We start from the raw sequence: 19,600 nt of genomic DNA, 5'->3' as shown, positions 1-19,600 counted from the left end.
AATTGTCATGGAATGGTGCATATCCGAAGAGTTCGTCCCTCTGATGCTCGTTGTGAGTGGGCCGGAAAAATACAAGCTTGTTGCAAGCCTCGTGCACGCTGCCGAGATGCTGACGGTTGGCTGGCCGATCGACGATGGAGACGAATATCTCATGGCGATTAGGGCATGCCGGGCTGCACTTCATGGCGAAATTCCGGCTGACGACGCGCGAGCAGCGCTGATCCGCGCCGCCGACGAAGCTGGCATTTCGGTGATAACAGCCGTTCACTGAGTTTTCGGAGCCGACGATAAAATGGCTCACGGGCTTTCATGCCAGCGCCCGCTCGTTGCGCCGCATGCGCAGGTCCATGAGCGGCTGCTGACGGAAGCCCGTCCAACAAAGTCGCGGCGCATCGTATCTCGGGCCACGGGCGCTTCTGACCCGGATATGTCACGGAATTAGGCGCAGAGCTTTCCCCACCCTCCGTCATCTCGGCTCAAGCCCGAGGAGGAAGGAGGGCGGGTGATGTTCCGGCCAATTCCTCCGCCGAAGCAACTCGCGTCGTGCTTTACCTTACCTCACCTCAATACGGGGAATAGCACTGCTGGCGCGGGCCGTTATAGGGCTGGAAGGTGTTGTCGTAGGCGCGATAGGACCGGTAGCGGTTAGCGCACCAGGCAACGTGGCTTGAACCCATGCGGGGCCCGGGTGCGACGTAACGCGGCTGCGCGACGATGGCGCCGCCGATGACCGCGCCGGCGCCGAAGGCGGCCAGCGGATACCAGTAGCCGTTATAGTGACGATAGCCCGGGCGATAATAGGAATACCCGCGATAGCCGCCGTAATAGCCGGGCCGGTAATAAGCGCCGGGGCGATAGCCGGGCCGATAATAATCGCGGCGATAGTAGCGGCGGTATTGGACGTTCTCGATGGCGGAGGATTTTTCCACCTGCGGGGCGGTCGGCATCTGGATTGCCTGCGACGGCACGAACCCTGTCAGAACGACGGCGGCAGCCAGAACTGCGGTCGCGATCTTGTTACTCAAACCGAACATTCTTCTCTCCCATTCAACAGCGATAACCGCCTGCTCAGCAACGCTTTCGTGCCCGAATGGTTCCGAAAGCGGCCGGGGGCCGGCTGCTTTCGTATTTCTAAAGAAATCGACCTGAACCGCGCATTAACCGGGAGGCCATCCTTTGACGGTGTCGCCCGGAACGCGCTTTCGTCCTTTATCGATGCATCTCGTCATCCCGGAACCGCTGCACGGTTCCGGGTGACATGCATCAGGCGACCGCTGAAATTTTTGTCTGATCACCCTGCAGGCGGTTGACCATGAAGTTCGAATACCATTCGAGGAACTGCATGACGCCGCCCTCGTGCAGGGAGGAATAGGGGCCGGGTTCATAGGCCGGCGAGTGAATGCCGAAGGCGTTCTCCTCGACGATGCGGCGGTCCTGGTCGTTGGTCTCGGTCCAGACGTGGGTCAATTCCTCGAGATTATAATCCACGCCTTCGACGGCGTCCTTGTGGACGAGCCACTTGGTCGTCACCGCCGTTTCGTTGGCGCTGAGCGGCAGCACCCGGAAGGAGATGGCATGGTCGCCAAGCAGGTGGTTCCACGTCGTCGGATAGTGGAAGAGCAGCATGGTGCCGATACGGTCGATCGCGATATCGTCGGCAATCCGGCGCTTGACGGCCGGCTTGCCCGACATGGTGTAGCTTTCGGCATCCTCGATCAGCGGCATGCGGGCGGTGCGGAACTGGCCGTCCGGCGAAATCTGGAACTTGCTCGGCAGGCCGGCGGCCTCGCAGCGCGCCCAATGGCCGGCAATCTCAGGGTCGTCGGCGCCGCCATCCGTGCCGGTGACGCTCGGGGCTTCCGGATAGGTGCGGCAGAGTTCAGGATGATTGGCGGCGCAGTGATAGCACTCGCGGTTGTTTTCCCAGACGAGCTTCCAGTTGCCCTTCTCGATGATCGTGCTCTGGAAGGCGACCTTGCTCTCGCTGATCCGGTGCGGCGCGACATAGGGCTCGATCTTGTCGCGCACCGGCTGGAAGTCCGGAGCGGTGTTGGCAAGGCAGATGAAGACATAGCCTGCGACGATTTCACAATGAACGGGCTTCAGGTTGAAGCCGGTCTTGTCGAAATCATCGCCCATGTGGCGGGCGAAGGCGAGCTTGCCTTCGAGATCATAGGTCCACTGATGATAGGGGCAGACCAGACGCACGGAGGAGCCGTGCTCCTTGGTGCAGACGCGCGAGCCGCGATGGCGACAGCTGTTGTGGAAGGCGCGGATGACATTGTCTTTGCCGCGGACGACGACGACCGGATAGCTGCCGATCTGGACGGTGAAATAGGCGCCCGGCTTCGGCAACTCGCAATCATGGCCGATGAATAGCCAGTCGCGATAATAGATCATCTCCATGTCGAGCTGGAAATAATCTTCGTCGATGTAAAACGGCCGTTCCAGGCTGAAGCCCTCACGGCGGTTCTTAAGCTGACGCAAAACGTTGCTGCGAATATCCATCTTCATGTCCTCGTGCACCCGGCGGAAGCGCGCCCGCTTCCTTCTCCTTCGGGAGAATTGTTCACGGCGCCCATTTAATCACCTGGACCCATTTAATCACCTGGCATCTCTGCCGCTCGGTTGTAATGCGACATCGGCTTCGAAATTGACGACAGGATGCGGCAGAGCTTGAATCCACCCATCCGGTCGACCTGCATCGGCCGACTCTGCAGGCAATTATCGTCAATTGCGACATGGCGTAAAGACCCGATCCACAAAGAGGCCGGCGGCCCGACAGCGACCGCCATCGCATTTGCGACATTGGCCGATTTCTGAACTGCAGGCGGTCGGCCACCCGCACCATCTTAACACCGCCTTAAGCATACGGTCCTATCCTGCTGATGATCCGAGACCGACGAAGCACGCGAACCATGGCCAAACTCCGTTATTTCGACGCTAGAGATGCAAGCAGATCGCAGGAGCCGCAGCTGGTTGCCGCGCATTCCGAATTCCTGCGCACCGGCCGCATCCCCCGCGAGCGGCGGCACTGGCTGGCCGAGGAAAAGCGCTATTTCACCCATGACGAGGTCGCCGCCAAGACCGGCCGCAAGCTGCAGGTCGCCGGCGAGAAGACGCATCAGCACATCAACGGCTTCCACCACTCGATCCAGTTTCCGAAGATGATCTTCCACCGGACGCTGGAGGACAGCCCGCATCTCGGCTATTGCCACGTCACCGCGGCACGGACCAAATTCGCCCATTACGAAGAGGTCAGCTGGGCCTTCTACATCGCCAATTTTTATTCCGACATCGGCGAAAACGACAATTTCTTCGAACGCATCGATGTCGGCTATTCCCGCATGTATTTCGCCGTCGCCATCAAAGCGGGCGAGAACTCCCAGGAAAAGATGACCATCGACCGGTCGGTGCGCGGCAACGGCCTGCTCTTCCGCACCCATGATCCGCAGGCGGCGATCCGCAACATCCTGCTGCTCGGCGCCCGCAACGAACAGCTGCGCGAAATCATCCGGCAACTGTGACGCGCATGCATGGGTGCGCCCAACAACGCGATTGATCGCAAGCAGCGGAAAGCCTAAGGACTGCCGGGACCAAAGCATCGGGCAGTACATGGCACGCATCATCGACATAGAGGCAGACAGGCGGGCAGCACTTGAGGCGGCCTCAGCCGCTCTTGCCGACGGCTTTGCCATCGCCATCCCGACCGAAACCGTCTACGGCCTTGCCGCCGACGCCACCAATCCGGCGGCGATCACCCGCATCTACGAGACCAAGGGACGGCCGAGCTTCAACCCGCTGATCTGCCACATGGCCGATCTTGCGATGGCCGAACAACACGCCGAATTCGACCCCGTCTCGCGGGCGCTCGCCACAGCGTTCTGGCCCGGTCCGTTGACGCTTGTGCTGCCGCTGAAACCGCAAAGCCCGATCCATTCGCTGGCGACCGCCGGGCTCGACAGCGTTGGGGTGCGCGTGCCGAAAGGTTTTGCCGGCGCCCTGATCGGCGCCTTCGGGCGGCCGCTCGCAGCCCCGAGCGCCAATACCTCGGGCGCGATCAGCGCGACGAGTGCTGCCCATGTCGAGGCCGATCTCGGGGCGAAGGTCCCGTTGATCCTCGATGCAGGCCCAAGCACCGTCGGCGTCGAATCAACCATCGTCAAGGTCGAGGGCGACCGGGTGCGGCTGTTGCGGCCGGGCGGCCTGGCGGCCCGCGAGATCGAACGCGTCGCAGGCCGGCCGCTGCTCAGGGCGAAGACGGCATCGGCAGCGATCGAAGCGCCCGGCATGCTCGCCTCACACTACGCGCCTGGTGCCTCGGTGCGCCTCAACGCCATCACGGTCGACCCCGGCGAAGCGCTGATCGCCTTCGGCGGTGCTTCGGTCTCAGGCGCGGAGGCTGCGCGGATCGTGCTTGATCTCAGCCCGCGCGGCGACCTGGCGGAGGCGGCGGCCAATCTTTTCGACTACATGAAGCGGGCCGATGCCAGCGGCGCTTCGAGCATCGCCTTCTCCGCCATTCCCGAGGAGGGGCTCGGCGAAGCGATCAACGACCGCCTGCAGCGGGCGGCGGCTCCGCGCGACTGACAGCCCCGATCAAATCGACGAAGGACCGACCCCGATGAGCAGCACCGGCATTTCCACCGAACTTCTCGACCGCTTCGCAGCCATCGTCGGCGACAAATACGCGCTGCGCAACGAGGCCGATCTTGCGCCGCATCTGGTCGAGAACCGCGGGCTCTATCACGGCTCCTCGCCTCTTCTGCTGAAGCCGGGCTCAGTCGAGGAAGTCTCCGATATCATGAAGCTTGCGACGGAGACCGGGACGGCGATCGTGCCGCAGACCGGCAATACCGGCCTTGTCGGCGGCCAGACGCCGCGTGCCGGCAAGGCCGATATCATCCTGTCGCTCGAGCGCATGAACCGGATCCGCGACGTCGATCCGGTGGCAAACGTCTTGGTCGCCGACGGCGGTGCCATTCTGGCCGATGTGCAGAAGGCGGCCGAGGCGCATGGACGGCTGTTTCCGCTGTCGCTCGGCTCCGAGGGCTCATGCCGCATCGGCGGCAACCTTTCCACCAATGCCGGCGGCACGGCGGTGCTGGCCTACGGCAATATGCGTCAGCTCTGCCTCGGCCTCGAAGTGGTGCTGCCGACCGGCGAGATCTGGGATGGCTTGCGCCGGCTGAAGAAGGACAATACCGGTTACGACCTGCGCGATCTCTTCATCGGCGCCGAGGGCACGCTCGGCATCATTACCGGCGCGGTGCTGAAGCTGTTTCCCCAGCCGCTCGGCCACCAGGTGGCATTCGCCGGGCTGAATTCGGTGGCGGATGCGCTTGCTCTCTTCAACCTTGCCTCCAGCCTCTGCGGCGCCTCGCTCACCGGTTTCGAGCTGATGCCGCGTTTCGGCGTCGAAATCACCAGCCGTCACATCGACGGCGTGCGCGATCCGCTGGAGGCGGCCTATCCCTGGTACGTGCTGATCGACATTTCAACATCGGATTCGGCCGAGACGGCGGAGCGGATGATGAACGGCGTGCTGGAACAGGGTTTTGAGGCCGGGCTGGTGCTCGATGCGGCGATTGCCGCATCGGTGGCGCAGCAGAAGGCGATCTGGCACATGCGCGAAAGCATGTCGGATGCTCAGAAGCCGGAAGGCGGCTCGATCAAGCACGATGTTTCCGTGCCGGTGTCCAGGATCCCGCATTTCATGGCCGAGGCCGAAGAGGCCGTCATGGCGGCGATGCCCGGGGCTCGCATCTGCGCCTTCGGCCATATGGGCGACGGCAATATCCATTACAATATTTCCCAGCCGGTCGGCGCCGACAAGGCCGCATTCATCGGCCGCTGGCGCGAAATGAACCACATCGTCCATGGGCTGGTGCTCGCCCATGGCGGCTCGATCTCGGCCGAGCACGGCATCGGCCAGCTGAAGCGCGACGAATTGGCGGCGATCCGCCCGGCCATTGAAATCGAGCTGATGCGCCGCATCAAGCGCGCCTTCGATCCGGCTGGCGTCATGAATCCTGGGAAGGTGGTCAGCCTCGACGTGTGAGGGTGGCGAGACCAGGCCCGTTCGACGATATCAGCCTGAAGGAAGACCCCTCCCCAACCCCTCCCCACAAGGGGGAGGGGCAAACTTGCGGCCGCATCGGCAACCAAAGTTAAGAGTCTCGCACGCTGTTACCGTTCCGCTGTCTCCGACGATGCGGTTTGTGCAGGGCAGCGCGGCATCTAAGCCCCTCCCCCTTGTGGGGAGGGGTTGGGGAGGGGTCTTATTCGAAGCTTAGGAATTGCCTTAGGACTACTGCGTACCGCCGCCGGTCAGGATTTGCAGGGCCGGCGATTGCTGGGTGGCGTTCTGGACGTCGTACATGGCGGTGAAGCGTCGCAGCAGCTTGTCGACCTTCTTCGGATCCTGGAGATCCTCGAGCTTGACGAAGCGATTGATAAGATCGGCCTGCTTGGCAACGTCCATGCCCGATATCTGCGAGGGCAGGCTGTAGGCTGTGGTGATCACCTGATAGAGCGCCTTGTCGCCGAGGATCGAATAGATCGAGGTGATGCTCGGGGCCTTGCGGCTGAAATAGAGTGCCAGGCGCACACCATCGTTGCTTTCGCCCTGCTGGGTTTCCATCGTCTGCTGGACGTAAAGCTCCTGGGTATGCGCCTCGGCCGCCTTGTTCTGGATGGCGCCAATCTTGGCGCGGGTCAGATTGCCGTCCTTGTCGAAGTTGAAGGCGGCGACGATATCCTTGAAGCGCGCATCGGCCTTGGTGTTCAAGTAGCTCTTCTTGTCGTCGGGATCTGAGGTGAAGATCTTCTTCAGCGTCGCCTTGTCGTAATCCTTCGGGTCGAGGTTATTGGCCTTCAGCACCAAACCGGTCAGGCGGCTGTCGTCGAGGAAATCGTCGAGCGACTGTACCTTCGCCATGCCCTTGGCGAAATAATCCACCTCCGCCGTCGCGTCCTTCGATGCCTTGTCCTTCACCGGGCCGGCCTTCAGCAGCATGGTGACATGCGCCTTGTAGTCGGTGGCGTATTTGGCCAGGGTCGCGTCGGGCAGCGCCTGCAGAGGTGCTGCCGCCTTGCCGTCGGGGCCGAAATTGAAGGCGCGAGCCATATTGGTGATTCGTTCGTCCTTCAAGGAGGCGATATAGCCTTTCGGGTCGTATGCATCGCTCGTCAGGATCTTGCGCATCATCGAGCGTGGCACCTCCTGGTCGGTCAGGCCGAAGGCCTGCAGCGCCACATGATAGGGATCCGGCAGATTGTCGTTGCTCTTCTTGAAATCGGCGGCGGAATTGGTGCGCAGGAAATCGTTGACCGATTTGATCTCGGCCGTATCGAGCAGGCTGTTGCTGTCGGCCATCATGCTCGAATAATTGGACGCGACCTCGTCGATCGCCTCTTCGCGCTCGTCGTCATAGCGCGCCATATAATTGTCATTGGTGGTCTGCGCCTGATCGGCCGTCTGGACGGAGCTCACGACCGGCAGCGTGCCATCGGCGGCGAAGTTGAAATCGGCGTTGAGATCGGCATAACCGGCGGCTGAGGCGGCCGTCGCATCGGTCAGGTAGCTCTTCAGGTCGGCGTCCGAGATATTGGACGGCAGATTGTAGGTGCTCTTCAGGAAATTGGTGATGGCGGGATCGGCGATGAGATCGTCGATATTGGCGATCGTCGCCATCCGGGCGGAATAATCGTCGGTGCGGGCGCCGGCGGCAATTTTCGTGTTGGTGATCTGTGCCGCCGTCTGCGCCTGCATGCCGTCCTCGAGCGTGCCATCCGCCTTGAAATTGAAGGCGGCGGCGACGTCGGCATAGGTGCCGGTGCCACTCTGATCGGTCAGGATGGTGCGAAGGGCGACGTCGGTCACGGTGGACGGGATGCCGAAGGCGTTGCGGACGAAATTGTTGAGCCTCTGGTCCGACAGCAGCTGATCGACATTGGCGATGCCGGCGATGGTCGACTGGTAATAGACGGCCGCGCTGTCGGCCTTGCTTGATGTGTTGGCGCTTTGCGCGGCCGTCTGCGTGGCATAGAGGGTGGCGACCGAGCCGTCGGTCTTGAAATTGAAGAGATCGTGGACGTCGCCATAGCCCTGGGCGCTGGCGGCGGCGGGATCGACGAGGAAGGTCCTCAGCGTCGCATCGGAGACGCTGTCGGCGATCTGCATGCTGGTTCTGAGATAGCTGACCGCAACGGGATCGGACATGATGCCGTCGACATTGGTGACACTGTCGATCATGGCGTTGAAGTGGGCCGCGTTCGCCGCCGATTTGTCGGTGGTCGACTTGCGCTGCGTGTCCGTCTGGATCACCGCACCGTTGATCGATCCATCCGCATTGAAGTTGAAGTCGGCATTGATGCCGGCCTTCCCCTGGGCGGTGGCATAGGCCGGGTCGGTCAGGATGTTCTTCAGATCGGCATTGCTGAAATCCGTGCCGAGACCGTAGGCGTCCTTGATGTAACGCGCCATGTTTGCGTCGGCGAGCAGGTCGTCGACATTGGTGATGCTGCTCGATTGCGAGGTCACCTTATAATAATTGGCGGTGAGCGACGCCGCCGACGACAGCTTGTTCGCCTGGTCGAGCGTCCGGACGCGCGCGGTGTTCGAGGTCGAACCGTCCGACTTGAAGTTGAAGGCGTTGTAGACGTTGGTAAAACCCATCAGCTGGGCATAGCCGGGATCGGTCAGGACCGTACGCAGTGCTGCCGCAGTGAAGTCAGCGCCCATGCTGTAGGCCGTCGTGATGTAGGAGGTCAGGCGTTTGTCGGCGACCAGATCGTCGACATTGGTGATCGTGCCGATCTTGGCGGTATAATAGGCCTTGTTGTAGTCGGCCGCCGTCTTGTTGACGTAGACGACGTCGGAGCCGACCGAATTGTCGATGATGACGGACTGGGAATTCAGCGTGTAGGTCTCGATGACCGAAGCCTTCTGCGCCGCCGTCTGGGCCGTGCCGGTGACCGTGCCGTCGGCGTTGAAGCTGAACTGGGCGGCCAGCGCCTTGTACTTGTCGCCGCCCTGCGTGTTGACGACGCTCGTGGGGTCGCTGAGATCGCTCGTCAGCACCTGGCGCAGAAAATCCTTCGACGCATAGGTGGGATCGATGTTGAAGGTCTTCAGCACATAGGTGCGAAGCCTGGTGTTGTTGACCAGGTCGTCGACGGTCTTCACGCTGTCGATATTGTTGCCGTAATAGGTGCTCTCGGCGGTCGCCGCCTTGTCGGCGTCGAGGAAGGACTGCTTGTAGAGGCCGATGAGATCGTCCTCCTGCGCCTCCGTCTGCACGTCCTTTTCAGGCGCATTGAAATTGAAGGCGGCGGCGAATTCGCGGTAGCGCGTATCGGAGAGCTTGTTGGCGTAGCTGTTGGGGTCGGTGAGATCGCTTTCCAGCACCTTCTTCATGAAGGCCTTGGCGTAGGTCATGTCTTCAAGGCCATAGGCCTTCATCGCATAGCTGTAGAGCTTGTAATCGCCGAGGAAGTCGTCGACGTCGGTGACCTTGTTGATATGGTCGGCGTAATACTGAGCGTCCTTCTTGACCGTCGCCTGCGACGCGACCTTGTTCAGGCTCGACGTCATGTCCTTCGACAGGATCGTGTAAGCGAGGGAAGCCGTGATCATCAAACGCGCCCTTTTCGGCAAAATCTCTAAAAGAACGAACTGCTGGTAAGCATATTTTGCCACGGAAAACTTACCTGAGACTTACCTCAGGATGCATCATTTCAGCACGCCACCTCGTTCACCTTCCGGAAACCCTGCCGGATTCGGTTTTGATAACCATCAGAGGAGGCAAAGTTTTCTTAACCGCAATTTTTAAGCTGTACGGAAGGGCGGGTGCCTATTGTCGGCCATAGAGGACGAAAAGTCCCAAGGAGAAGACCGGAAACGGCTCTCAGGTAAGACAAGGGTAGAATGACATGAACAATCCCGTAATGAAGCCCGCCTGGGCTGGTACGACGCTGCGCCTCGATCCGTCCCGCTTTCCGCAGCAGGTCAGCTACGCCATCCATGATTGTTCGGATGACGTCAATATCACCATAGACGAACGCGGTGCGGTCCTGCGCAAGGTCCTCCCCTCCAGCGGCCTGCCGCTCTCGATTGCACTGCCGAAGCGCGTCTTCCAAGGTGTCGCCGCCCGCGCCATCGACCATGGCGACGGCGAGGTGACCGTCACGCTCGAACTCCATCACGCCGATCCGGAACTCTGCATTCCGCTGCTTGTCGCCCATGATCTCAGCGATATCGCCGCCGACTGGCGCGGCTGGTCGGAAGCCTTCCGCATTCCGATGCTGATGGTCGAGGCCGACGGCGTCGCCCGGCCGCTCGAAGACCATATCGGCGCCTTGCGCACCAGCGACCTCAAGCCGCGCCGCCGTCATTCCTACTTCGCCAACCGCCGCCCGCGCTTCCTCGTGCGCCGCACCACCGGCCAGCTCGGCGTCGCCATGCGGATCGAAGGTAAGGAAATCATCGCCCGCAACTGAACGAAATCGCGACACTTCGTTTTCGCAACCATTTTGAAACCCGGCGTCCGCGCCGGGTTTTTTGCCGTTTCATTTAGGGAATGGCAAAGAGCAGCGAGACGAAAAGGCCGAAGAAGATGATCAGGCCGACGCGATTGTTCGACTTGAAAAGCGCCAGGCATTGGGCGGCATCGTCGATATCGAGCCGGACGATCTGCCAGGCGAACATGCCGGCGGCACCGAGCAAGGCCAGGAAGGCGATGAGATTGGCGTCGGCGAGCAGGAAAGCGGCAAACATCAGCACCAGCGTCAGCCCGTAAAGGCCGATCAGCCATGCCCTCGTCCTGTCGCCGAACAGGCGGGCGGTCGAGCGGACGCCGATCAGTTCGTCGTCCTCCTTGTCCTGATGGGCGTAGATCGTGTCGTAACCGATCGTCCAGGCGACGGAGGCGGCGTAGAGCAGGACGGAGGCAAAGGAAAGGCCGCCCAAAATGCCGGCCCAGCCCATCAGCGCGCCCCAGGAGAAGGCAAGCCCGAGGTAGAATTGCGGCCAGTCGGTGAAACGTTTGGCATAGGGATAAAGCGCGACGATGCCGAGCGAGAGCAGCCCCAGGAAGACGGTGAACCAGTTGAACTGCAAGAGCACGAACAGCCCGACCAGCGCCTGCAGGCCGATGAAGATCTTCGCGTGGGCGCGCGTGACGCGGCCGGAGGGGAGCGGACGCGAGCGCGTACGCGCCACTTCCATGTCGATCTCGTGGTCGACGAGATCGTTATAGGTGCAGCCGGCGCCGCGCATGGCGACCGCGCCGATGAAATAGAGCAGAAGATGAGACACCAGCAGGCTGCCGGAATAAAGCCCCTCGCCGATCGCCGCATTGGCGGCAAGGGTCGCCGACCAGAAACACGGCCACATCAGCAGCTGCCAGCCGATCGGACGATCCCACCGGGCGAGCTGCGCATAGGGCCAAAGCCATGGCGGCAGGATCCGGTAGACCCAGTTATCGGAAGGTGCGTCGGAGACGCGATCGTGGAAGTCGCCGGTATCTTGCATGGCGCCATCTAGCGACCGGCCGGCGATCCGGTCAAGAAGCGATCGCCGCGGCACTGTGGTTCTTTGTTTATGCATGTCGTTGTCCCGGAGCCGCTGCGGGCGACGACGTGGGCTCACTGCAGGGAGAAATTGAACTTGTAAGTCGCCGAAACGCCGATCAGGACCTGGTTCTTCGAGCCGCGGTCGCGCACCAGGCTGCTGTCGGCGGCGGGACCGGCCAGCCGCTTATATTCGAGGAAGGAGCTTGCCGAGAGGTTTTCGGTCGCCTTCCATGTCAGCGCCGCGCCGGCGCCATAGGACTGCATGCCCGCCGACGGCTTGTAAGGATCAAGGCCGCTGGCGGCGGCGTGCTTGGCGCTGACGGCGTAATAGGCGTCATAATAGCCTCTTGTGGCAAATGTCGCGCGCGGGCCGCCCGACAACTGCAGGTCGGGCACGATATCGGTGAAGGCATCGATCGCAAGATCGGCGACAACGCCGTCATGCGAGCGGATGCCCTGACGGACCTCGGCGCGGGCGCGCAGGAAATCTGTGGGGTAAACCTCGACGAAGCCGCCGGCTTCCGCCCCCCATTTGACCTTCCTCAAGCCCTTCAGGTCATTGTCGTCACCGGCATCGCGCGAGGGGACGAATTTGCCGACGAGGCCGGCGCGAAAAGCGCCCTTGTCGATCAGGGCGAAGGACGGATTGTCGTTGCGCGAGGAAAAACGCGGGCCGGCGCCTTGGCGACCGACCGAAATCAGCGGGCTGAACTTGAATTCATTATGCGACGAGCCCTCGAATTTCGGCGCCGAGAAACCGGCGACGCCGACGTTCAGATACCAGTCGCCCGACCAGAAATGCTGGCCGCTTTCCTGCGCCGCCGCTGAACCAAAAGAGAAAAGAGCAATAGCCAAAGAGATCGATACGACTGATCGATGAGACACGTCCGCACTCCAGAAAACGCAAAAACAAAGCCGCGGAGAGCGGCGATGGCTACATTTATCGTGAGGTCGTTACGCCAATGTTAACCACGGGCACGAGATTACGCGGCAGGAGGGCGGTGAGAACCGCCCCTCATCCGCCTGCCGGCACCTTCTCCCCGTAAACGGGGCGAAGGGGGATAGCCGCAGCCTCTCCGTTCCTCGCACACCTCGCGCAGGGCACGTCCCTCTCCCCGTTTTTTACGGGGAGAGGGTTAGGGTGAGGGGCCGGTCGTTCATGCGGTATCCGACCAAAGGCAAACCCACCCCGCAGCCGCTTTATCTCTGGTTCCACCGGCGAATGACCGGTTCCGTCAGATCGTGTTCGTAACCGAGCACGCTGATGCTGGCCGTATCCAGCACGAAATGCGCGCCGCCTTCCGGCGGCAGGCCGAGCCAGCGGGCGGCGAGTACGCGCAGGAAATGCGAGCTGGAAAAGATCAGGATGTTGTCCGCCGCCTCGCGAAGCGCGTGGATGATGCTGTCTGCGCGGGCGCCGGCGTCGGCCGCCGTTTCGCCATTCGGGCAGCCGTCGCGAAAAAGCTGCCAGCCGGGGCGCTCCGCCAGGATCGCCTTGGTGGTGACGCCTTCATAGGCGCCGTAGTCCCATTCGGCGAGATCGTCGCGGATCACCGCGCCCGATCCGAAACCGGCAAGCGCGCAAGTCTTGCGAGCCCGCGCTGAGGGGCTCGACCAGACGGCGGAGAAGGCGTGGCCGGCGAGCCGCTCGGCAAGCTTGCGGGCGGCTTCCTCACCGTTGGCCGTCAGCGGGATATCGCTGCGGCCGGTATGGCGCCCGGACAGGCTCCATTCGGTTTCACCGTGCCGGACAAGATAGATCTCGGGAAACGCACTGCTCATCGGCATGACCTTTCATCACATCCCGCTGCTGCCGCTCAGAATGTTACCTTTTCGAGCGGCGCGCGCCTCGCCTCGAATTCCTTCAGCTTGGCTTCGTTGCGGGCGATGTAACTGCGATTGTCGGGAACGGCGAACTGGTTCTTGGCGATCTGGATCTGCAGGATGAAGAGTTCGTCCCAGCGGAAGCCGATTTCCGAGCCGGCCAGATAGAATTCCCACATGCGGAAGAACTGCTCGTCATAAAGCGCCACCGCTTCGGCCTTGCGCGCCACGAAGCGCTCGCGCCAGTGGCGCAGCGTATAGGCATAATGCATCGGCAGGATTTCGACGTCCCTAACCAGCAGCCCGGCCTTTTCGAGCGGCGGCACGACTTCGCCGACGGATGGGATATAACCGCCGGGAAAAATATACTTCTCGATGAAGGCATTGGTGCCGAAGGCCGGCTTCGGACGGCCGATCGAATGCAGCACCATGACGCCGTTGTCGTCGAGCAGATCCGAGACCTTGCGGAAGAAATGGGGGTAGTGGCCGATCCCGACATGCTCGAACATGCCGACCGAGACGATGCGGTCGAATTTTCTGCCGGTGAGCGTGCGGTAATCCTGCAGCTCGAAACGCACGCGCTCGCCAAGGCCGCGCTTTTCGGCACGGGTGCGGGAGACCTTCAGCTGCTCCTCGCTGAGCGTGATGCCGGTGAAATCGGCGCCTTCGGTCGCCTCCGTCAGATACATGCCCATGCCGCCCCAGCCGGAACCGATTTCCAGGATGCGCTGGTTCGGTTCGAGCAAGAGCTTGGCGGCGATATGGCGTTTCTTGGCGAGCTGCGCCTCGTCAAGCCCGATGCCCGGCGGTTCAAAATAGCCGCAGGAATATTGCCAATCCTCATCGAGGAAGAGATCGAAGAGCTTGGCCGACAGGTCGTAGTGATGGGCGACATTGTGCTTGTTGCGATTGACCGGCACGCGGTTCTTCAGCTGCTGCCAGGCAATGCGGCCGACGAGCAGAGCCGCCATCTTGAAATCGAAGATTTCGTTGGTGGTGTTCTGTTTCACCAGCGACAGGAAATCGTAGATATTGCCCTGTTCGAGAATGAACCGGCCCTGCATGTACATCTCGCCGAGCTTCATCGTCGGGTCGCGGCGGATGGCGTCCTCAGCCTCCTGATCGGCAAGCCGGGCGACCACCATGTCCCCGGTGCCGTCGCCGATCATGTAGGTGTCGCCATTGGCAAGAGTAAGTTCCAACGAACCCTTGCGGATGATTTGCTGGACGATCGAAAGGAAAGCCGACGCCATGGACGCCTCGCAAATGTGACAGGATGGTCACATCAACTTAGGCGATCTCTTTCGCCTTACAAGCGCCGGATTTAGCACTCTCGAAATAACGCTGCCAAACTGTGGCATTTTTGCCGAAATGGCAGCTAAATCCTTATTTTCGCTTCATGGCTTCGGCAAGGGCGGCACCGAAAGCACCCTGGCTCTCCGGCTTGGGAGAGGCCGGCCGGCGCTCATTCTGCGGCCGCGAGCCCTGGTTTCCGCGAGAATCACCGCGGGGCGGCGGCGCTGCAGAACCGTCGTCGCGTTTCATCGACAGAGCGATGCGCTTGCGCTTGGCGTCGACTTCGACGACCCGCACCTTGACGACATCGCCCGCCTTGACGACCTCATGCGGATCTTTGACGAAACGATCGGCGAGTTGCGACACATGCACCAGGCCGTCCTGGTGCACGCCGATATCAACGAAAGCGCCGAAGGCGGCGACATTGGTCACCGTTCCCTCAAGCACCATGCCGGGCTTCAGGTCGGAAATTTCGTTGACACCCTCGGCGAAGGTCGCGGTCTTGAAGCTCGGGCGCGGGTCGCGGCCGGGCTTCTCCAGCTCGGCGATGATGTCGCGCACCGTCGGCAAGCCAAATTTCTCGTCGATAAACTGGCGCGGATCGACCGCTTTCAGCATGGCGCTATCGCCCATCAGCGCGCGCAGGTCCCGGCCGCAGGCGGCGACGATCTTCTTGGCGACGCCGTAGGCCTCCGGGTGGACGGAGGAGGCGTCGAGCGGCTCCTTGCCGTTCGGAATGCGCAGGAAGCCGGCGCATTGCTCGAAGGTGCGGCCGCCGAGCCGGGCGACCTTCAACAGATCGCGCCTCGTCTCGAAGCGGCCCTCGCTGTCGCGGTGGCGGACGATGGCGTCGGCAATCGAGGGCCCGAGGCCGGAGACGCGCGACAGCAGCGGCGCCGAGGCGGTATTGAGATCGACGCCGACGGCATTCACCGCGTCTTCGACCACGGCATCGAGCGAACGCGACAGCTTCTGCTGGTCGACATCGTGCTGATACTGGCCGACGCCGATCGACTTCGGCTCGATCTTGACGAGTTCGGCGAGCGGATCCTGCAGACGGCGGGCGATGGAGACAGCGCCGCGCAGTGACACGTCGAGATCGGGAAACTCCGCCGCTGCGGTTGCCGAAGCGGAATAGACCGAGGCGCCGGCTTCCGAGACGATGACCTTGGTCGGCTTCGGCGCCGGCAGTTCGGCCAGCATGTCGGCCACCAGCTTTTCCGTCTCGCGGCTGCCGGTGCCGTTGCCGATCGAGATCAGCTCGACATTGTGCTTGCGGATCAGCGATGCGAGCTCGATCTGGGCGCCGCGCACGTCGTTCCGCGGCTGGAAGGGATAGACCGTCGAGGTCGCAACCACCTTGCCGGTGCCGTCGACGACGGCGACCTTGACGCCGGTGCGGATGCCGGGATCGAGACCCATCGTGGCGCGCGAGCCGGCGGGGGCGGCGAGCAGCAGATCCTTGAGATTGCGGGCGAAGACGTGGATCGCCTCCTCTTCGGCCCTCTCGCGCAATTCGCGCATCAGGTCGAGCGACAGCGACATGGAAAGCTTGACGCGCCAGGTCCAGCTCGCGACCTCCATCAGCCAGCGGTCACCGGGGCGGCTTGCGCCGATCTCATAGGCTGCAGCGATCATCCGTTCGACCGGCTTGTTCGGCGAAGCGGTCTCGGCGTCGGCCTCGATCGTCAGCGTCAGCACCTCCTCGTTCCAGCCGCGCAGCATGGCGAGCGCGCGGTGACCGGGGGCGGTCGCCCAGCGTTCGGAATGGTCGAAATAATCGGAAAATTTTTCGCCCGCCGCCTGCTTGCCGTCGACGACCTTGGCCCTCAGCAGCGACGCCTGGCGCATATGGGCGCGCAATCTGCCGAGCAGGTCGGCATTTTCGGCAATGCCTTCGGCGATGATGTCGCGCGCGCCTTCGAGCGCCGTCTTCACATCGACGACATCAGCGGTGATGAAGCCTTCGGCGAGCACCGCCGGCTCCCGGCCGCGCTCGGCAAGGATCACCTCGGCAAGCGGGCCGAGGCCGCGTTCGCGGGCGATTTCGGCGCGGGTGCGGCGTTTCGGCTTATAGGGCAGATAGAGGTCTTCGAGCTCGGCCTTGGTTTCGGCGCCGGCCACTTTGCCCATCAGCTCGTCGGTCATCTTGCCCTGACCGGTGATCGATTCGACGATTGCGGCGCGGCGGGCTTCGAGTTCGCGCAGATAGACCAGCCGCTCGGCAAGATTGCGCAACTGCGTATCGTCAAGCCCGCCCGTCACTTCCTTGCGGTAGCGGGCGATGAAAGGCACGGTGGCGCCTTCGTCGAGCAGCTCGATGGCGGCTTTGGCCTGTTCCGGCCGGGCGCTGATTTCGGCCGAGATGCGGGCAGCGAGAAAGCGGAGGTCAGCGGCCATGGGATTTCCTGTTTCGACGAAAGTTGCGGGACCATAGCGGCGAAAAGCGGCAAGGCAATGCCCGACTGTGGTTTCCACAGCGGAAGTTTATGGATGGAGGGCCACACGGCACAACGCAAACCAACCATCCACCCCATCGCTCTCTTCCGTTTTTGCGGTTGTGCAGATGCGGCATTCTTTGATAGCAGAAGCAACGTTTTGGATCGCCCTGCCCGCGGGCGCAAGGAAAAGTGTGACATGCCAAACCTTCTTCTCGAACTCCGCTCCGAAGAGATTCCGGCTCGCATGCAGCGCAAGGCTGCCGGCGACCTGAAGAAGCTCGTCACCGATGCGCTCGTCGAAGCGGGTCTTTCCTATGAGGGCGCCCGCGAATACTGGACGCCGCGGCGGCTGGCGCTCGACATTCATGGCTTGACGGCCCGCTCGGCCGACGTGCGCGAGGAGCGCAAGGGGCCGCGCACCGACGCCAACGAGAAGGCGATCGAAGGTTTCTTGCGCGGCGCCGGCCTTTCCTCGGTCTCCGAGGCGCAGGTGGTCAGCGATCCGAAGAAGGGCGATTTCTACGTCGCGGTCATTTCGAAGCCCGGCCGCGCGGCGGAAGACATCGTCGCCGAGGTGATGCCCGGCATCATCCGCGACTTTCCCTGGCCGAAGTCGATGCGCTGGGGCAAGGCCTCCTCCAGGCCCGGCGCGCTGCGCTGGGTACGGCCGCTGCAATCGATCGTCTGCACCTTCGGCCCCGAGCATGAAGAGACTGTCGTCATTCCCTTCGAGATCGACGGCATCACCGCCTCCAACGTCACCTACGGCCATCGTTTCCATTCGCCCGAGGCGATCACCGTCCGGCGCTTCGACGATTATGCCGCGAGCCTGGAAAAGGCGAAGGTCATCCTCGACGCCGAGCGGCGCAAGGACATCATCCTGCATGACGCCCGCGACATCGCTTTTGCCAACGGGCTGGAACTGGTGGAAGACGAAGGCCTGCTGGAGGAAGTCTCCGGTCTCGTCGAATGGCCGCAGGTGCTGATGGGTTCCTTCGAGGAGGATTACCTCTCGATCCCCTCGGAAATCATCCGGCTGACGATCAAGACCAACCAGAAGTGCTTCGTCACGCGCAAGCAGGGCGAGGACACGCTGTCGAACCGGTTCATTCTCGTCTCCAACATCCAGGCGCATGACGGCGGCAAGGAAATCGTCCACGGCAACGGCAAGGTGGTGCGGGCTCGGCTTTCGGATGCGCTGCATTTCTGGAAGCGCGACCAGGGCGATCTGCCGGATCTGGAGACGCTCAACGCTTCGGCGGCAAGGTTCGGCCTCGATCTGCAGAAACCGCTCGACCAGCGCATGGCCAAGCTCGATGCGCTCGACGTGACCTTTCACGCCAAGCTCGGCACGCAGGGCGCGCGCGTCGCCCGCATCCGCGCGCTGGCCGGTGAATTGGCAAAGATCACCGGCGCGGATACGGCGCTCACCGATCGCGCCGCCGTGCTCGCCAAGGCCGATCTGCGCACCGAAGCGGTCGGGGAATTCCCGGAACTGCAGGGCCTGATGGGCCGCAAATATGCGGGGCTGCAGGGTGAGAACGCTTCCGTTGCCGCGGCCATCGAAGACCATTACAAACCGCAAGGCCCGTCCGATCGTGTTCCCGCCGACAAGGTCGCGATCGCCGTCGCGCTCGCCGACAAACTGGACACGCTTATCGGCTTCTGGGCGATCGGCGAAAAGCCGACGGGCTCGAAGGATCCCTTCGCGCTGCGCCGTGCCGCCCTTGGCGTCGTCAGGATCCTGCTGGAGCGCAATGTCAGGCTGCCGCTACTGAAGCTGATGAGCCAGACGTCGCTGCTCGCCAAGACGAGTGGCGATGCGGTGTTTGCCTTCGCAGCCGATCCGGCCGAGACTTTCTTCGACCTGCTCTCCTTCTTCCACGACCGTCTCAAGGTCTATCTGCGTGACCAGGGTGCCCGCCACGATCTCATCGACGCGGTGCTGACTTCAGATGCCGACGACCTGTTGATGGTGGCGCGTCGCGTCGAAGCGCTGACGGCCTTCATCACCTCGGAGGATGGCAAGAACCTGCTTGCCGGCACCAAGCGCGCCACGCAGCTGCTCGCCGCCGAGGAAAAGAAAGGCACTGTGATCGCCGATGCCGTTTCGCCGGCGCTGCTGAAGCTCGATGCCGAGAAGGAACTGTTCGCGGCAATCTCCGGTGCATCGAAAGAAGCGGCTGACGCCGTCGCCAGGGAAGATTTCCGCTCGGCGATGGCAGCCCTTTCCAAGCTGCGCGGCCCGGTCGACCGCTTCTTCGAAGACGTGCTCGTCAACGACGAGGACGCCGCCATCCGCGCCAACCGCCTGGCCTTGCTGCGGCTGATCCGCGAAGCGACGGGAGCGGTGGCGGATTTCTCGAAGATTTCGGGGTAAGAGCCGGGGTTCGGTTGGGTGCTTTAAGGTGACGCAGTGCGTGCGGCCGTGGGTCCTCGGGTCAAGCCCGAGGACGACGGAG

14 protein-coding genes are annotated in these 19,600 nt (G+C 62.4%); 6 read left to right on the top strand and 8 right to left on the bottom strand.

Annotated elements, in window-relative coordinates; translation table 11 throughout:
• Positions 1–7: 7 nt before the first annotated feature.
• Positions 8–271 carry a DUF982 domain-containing protein gene (locus AMK05_RS04920; protein WP_064837055.1) on the top strand — a complete coding sequence of 88 codons (264 nt, stop codon included), beginning with the start codon at positions 8–10 and terminating at the stop codon, positions 269–271.
• A gap of 292 nt (positions 272–563) precedes the next feature.
• On the opposite strand, the gene AMK05_RS04915 is transcribed toward AMK05_RS04920, so the two are convergent.
• A complete protein-coding gene (locus tag AMK05_RS04915) occupies positions 564–1,034 on the bottom strand; it encodes a BA14K family protein (protein ID WP_064837053.1) in 471 nt (156 codons plus the stop codon).
• 229 nt (positions 1,035–1,263) lie between these two features.
• Positions 1,264–2,508 carry an aromatic ring-hydroxylating oxygenase subunit alpha gene (locus AMK05_RS04910; RefSeq protein WP_064841275.1) on the bottom strand — a complete coding sequence of 415 codons (1,245 nt, stop codon included), beginning with the start codon at positions 2,506–2,508 and terminating at the stop codon, positions 1,264–1,266.
• A gap of 410 nt (positions 2,509–2,918) precedes the next feature.
• Between AMK05_RS04910 and AMK05_RS04905 the strand changes: the two genes are divergently transcribed.
• The 3 genes from AMK05_RS04905 to AMK05_RS04895 all read left to right on the top strand — a co-directional run bounded on the left by AMK05_RS04905 (position 2,919) and on the right by AMK05_RS04895 (position 6,061).
• A complete protein-coding gene (locus AMK05_RS04905; protein WP_064837052.1) occupies positions 2,919–3,527 on the top strand; it encodes a DUF6656 family protein in 609 nt (202 codons plus the stop codon).
• A gap of 88 nt (positions 3,528–3,615) precedes the next feature.
• Complete coding sequence (locus AMK05_RS04900; protein WP_064837050.1) at positions 3,616–4,590, top strand: L-threonylcarbamoyladenylate synthase; 975 nt, start codon at positions 3,616–3,618, stop codon at positions 4,588–4,590.
• A 34-nt stretch (positions 4,591–4,624) separates the two neighbouring features.
• On the top strand, positions 4,625–6,061 hold the full coding sequence (locus AMK05_RS04895; RefSeq protein ID WP_064837048.1) for an FAD-binding oxidoreductase: 1,437 nt from the start codon (positions 4,625–4,627) through the stop codon (positions 6,059–6,061).
• A 249-nt stretch (positions 6,062–6,310) separates the two neighbouring features.
• On the opposite strand, the gene AMK05_RS04890 is transcribed toward AMK05_RS04895, so the two are convergent.
• A complete protein-coding gene (locus tag AMK05_RS04890; protein ID WP_064837043.1) occupies positions 6,311–9,640 on the bottom strand; it encodes a DUF1217 domain-containing protein in 3,330 nt (1,109 codons plus the stop codon).
• A 296-nt stretch (positions 9,641–9,936) separates the two neighbouring features.
• Here AMK05_RS04890 and AMK05_RS04885 point away from each other — a divergent pair, with 296 nt between their 5' ends.
• A complete protein-coding gene (locus tag AMK05_RS04885; RefSeq protein WP_064837041.1) occupies positions 9,937–10,503 on the top strand; it encodes a DUF6101 family protein in 567 nt (188 codons plus the stop codon).
• Between the two features lie 73 nt (positions 10,504–10,576).
• Here the strand turns inward: AMK05_RS04885 and ubiA are convergent, their stop codons facing one another.
• The 5 genes from ubiA to AMK05_RS04860 all read right to left on the bottom strand — a co-directional run bounded on the left by ubiA (position 10,577) and on the right by AMK05_RS04860 (position 17,097).
• Positions 10,577–11,536: a 4-hydroxybenzoate octaprenyltransferase gene (ubiA, locus tag AMK05_RS04880; protein ID WP_064841274.1), complete on the bottom strand. Its 960-nt coding sequence runs from the start codon at positions 11,534–11,536 to the stop codon at positions 10,577–10,579.
• A gap of 113 nt (positions 11,537–11,649) precedes the next feature.
• Entirely contained in the window at positions 11,650–12,462 is an 813-nt protein-coding gene (locus AMK05_RS04875; RefSeq protein WP_064837039.1) for a MipA/OmpV family protein, read from the bottom strand.
• Positions 12,463–12,777: 315 nt separating this feature from the next.
• Positions 12,778–13,359, bottom strand: a complete 582-nt coding sequence (locus AMK05_RS04870) for a histidine phosphatase family protein (protein WP_064841273.1) — start codon at positions 13,357–13,359, stop codon at positions 12,778–12,780.
• Between the two features lie 35 nt (positions 13,360–13,394).
• A complete protein-coding gene (locus AMK05_RS04865; RefSeq protein WP_064837038.1) occupies positions 13,395–14,654 on the bottom strand; it encodes an SAM-dependent methyltransferase in 1,260 nt (419 codons plus the stop codon).
• A 133-nt stretch (positions 14,655–14,787) separates the two neighbouring features.
• The gene (locus AMK05_RS04860) at positions 14,788–17,097 is read right to left on the bottom strand and encodes a Tex family protein (RefSeq protein ID WP_064837037.1); all 2,310 of its coding nucleotides are present in this window, start codon (positions 17,095–17,097) and stop codon (positions 14,788–14,790) included.
• A gap of 237 nt (positions 17,098–17,334) precedes the next feature.
• On the opposite strand from AMK05_RS04860, the gene glyS reads away from it, so the two are divergent.
• Positions 17,335–19,518 (top strand): glycine--tRNA ligase subunit beta, encoded by a 2,184-nt coding sequence (gene glyS / locus AMK05_RS04855; protein WP_064837035.1) that lies wholly within the window; start codon positions 17,335–17,337, stop codon positions 19,516–19,518.
• The last annotated feature ends 82 nt before the right edge of the window (positions 19,519–19,600 follow it).

Origin of the sequence: Rhizobium sp. N324, assembly GCF_001664485.1 — a bacterium.
In the GTDB taxonomy this organism is placed as follows: Bacteria; Pseudomonadota; Alphaproteobacteria; order Rhizobiales; family Rhizobiaceae; genus Rhizobium.
This window is presented reverse-complemented; position numbering and strand designations above follow the sequence as displayed.

What these genes read in the sequence shown, in the direction of transcription:
- AMK05_RS04920 (WP_064837055.1), top strand. Translation starts at nt 8, where the DNA reads ATGGAATGGTGCATATCCGAAGAGTTCGTCCCTCTGATGCTCGTTGTG.
- AMK05_RS04915 (WP_064837053.1), bottom strand. Translation starts at nt 1,034, where the DNA reads ATGTTCGGTTTGAGTAACAAGATCGCGACCGCAGTTCTGGCTGCCGCC.
- AMK05_RS04910 (WP_064841275.1), bottom strand. Translation starts at nt 2,508, where the DNA reads ATGGATATTCGCAGCAACGTTTTGCGTCAGCTTAAGAACCGCCGTGAG.
- AMK05_RS04905 (WP_064837052.1), top strand. Translation starts at nt 2,919, where the DNA reads ATGGCCAAACTCCGTTATTTCGACGCTAGAGATGCAAGCAGATCGCAG.
- AMK05_RS04900 (WP_064837050.1), top strand. Translation starts at nt 3,616, where the DNA reads ATGGCACGCATCATCGACATAGAGGCAGACAGGCGGGCAGCACTTGAG.
- AMK05_RS04895 (WP_064837048.1), top strand. Translation starts at nt 4,625, where the DNA reads ATGAGCAGCACCGGCATTTCCACCGAACTTCTCGACCGCTTCGCAGCC.
- AMK05_RS04890 (WP_064837043.1), bottom strand. Translation starts at nt 9,640, where the DNA reads ATGATCACGGCTTCCCTCGCTTACACGATCCTGTCGAAGGACATGACG.
- AMK05_RS04885 (WP_064837041.1), top strand. Translation starts at nt 9,937, where the DNA reads ATGAACAATCCCGTAATGAAGCCCGCCTGGGCTGGTACGACGCTGCGC.
- ubiA (WP_064841274.1), bottom strand. Translation starts at nt 11,536, where the DNA reads ATGCAAGATACCGGCGACTTCCACGATCGCGTCTCCGACGCACCTTCC.
- AMK05_RS04870 (WP_064841273.1), bottom strand. Translation starts at nt 13,359, where the DNA reads ATGAGCAGTGCGTTTCCCGAGATCTATCTTGTCCGGCACGGTGAAACC.
- AMK05_RS04865 (WP_064837038.1), bottom strand. Translation starts at nt 14,654, where the DNA reads ATGGCGTCGGCTTTCCTTTCGATCGTCCAGCAAATCATCCGCAAGGGT.
- AMK05_RS04860 (WP_064837037.1), bottom strand. Translation starts at nt 17,097, where the DNA reads ATGGCCGCTGACCTCCGCTTTCTCGCTGCCCGCATCTCGGCCGAAATC.
- glyS (WP_064837035.1), top strand. Translation starts at nt 17,335, where the DNA reads ATGCCAAACCTTCTTCTCGAACTCCGCTCCGAAGAGATTCCGGCTCGC.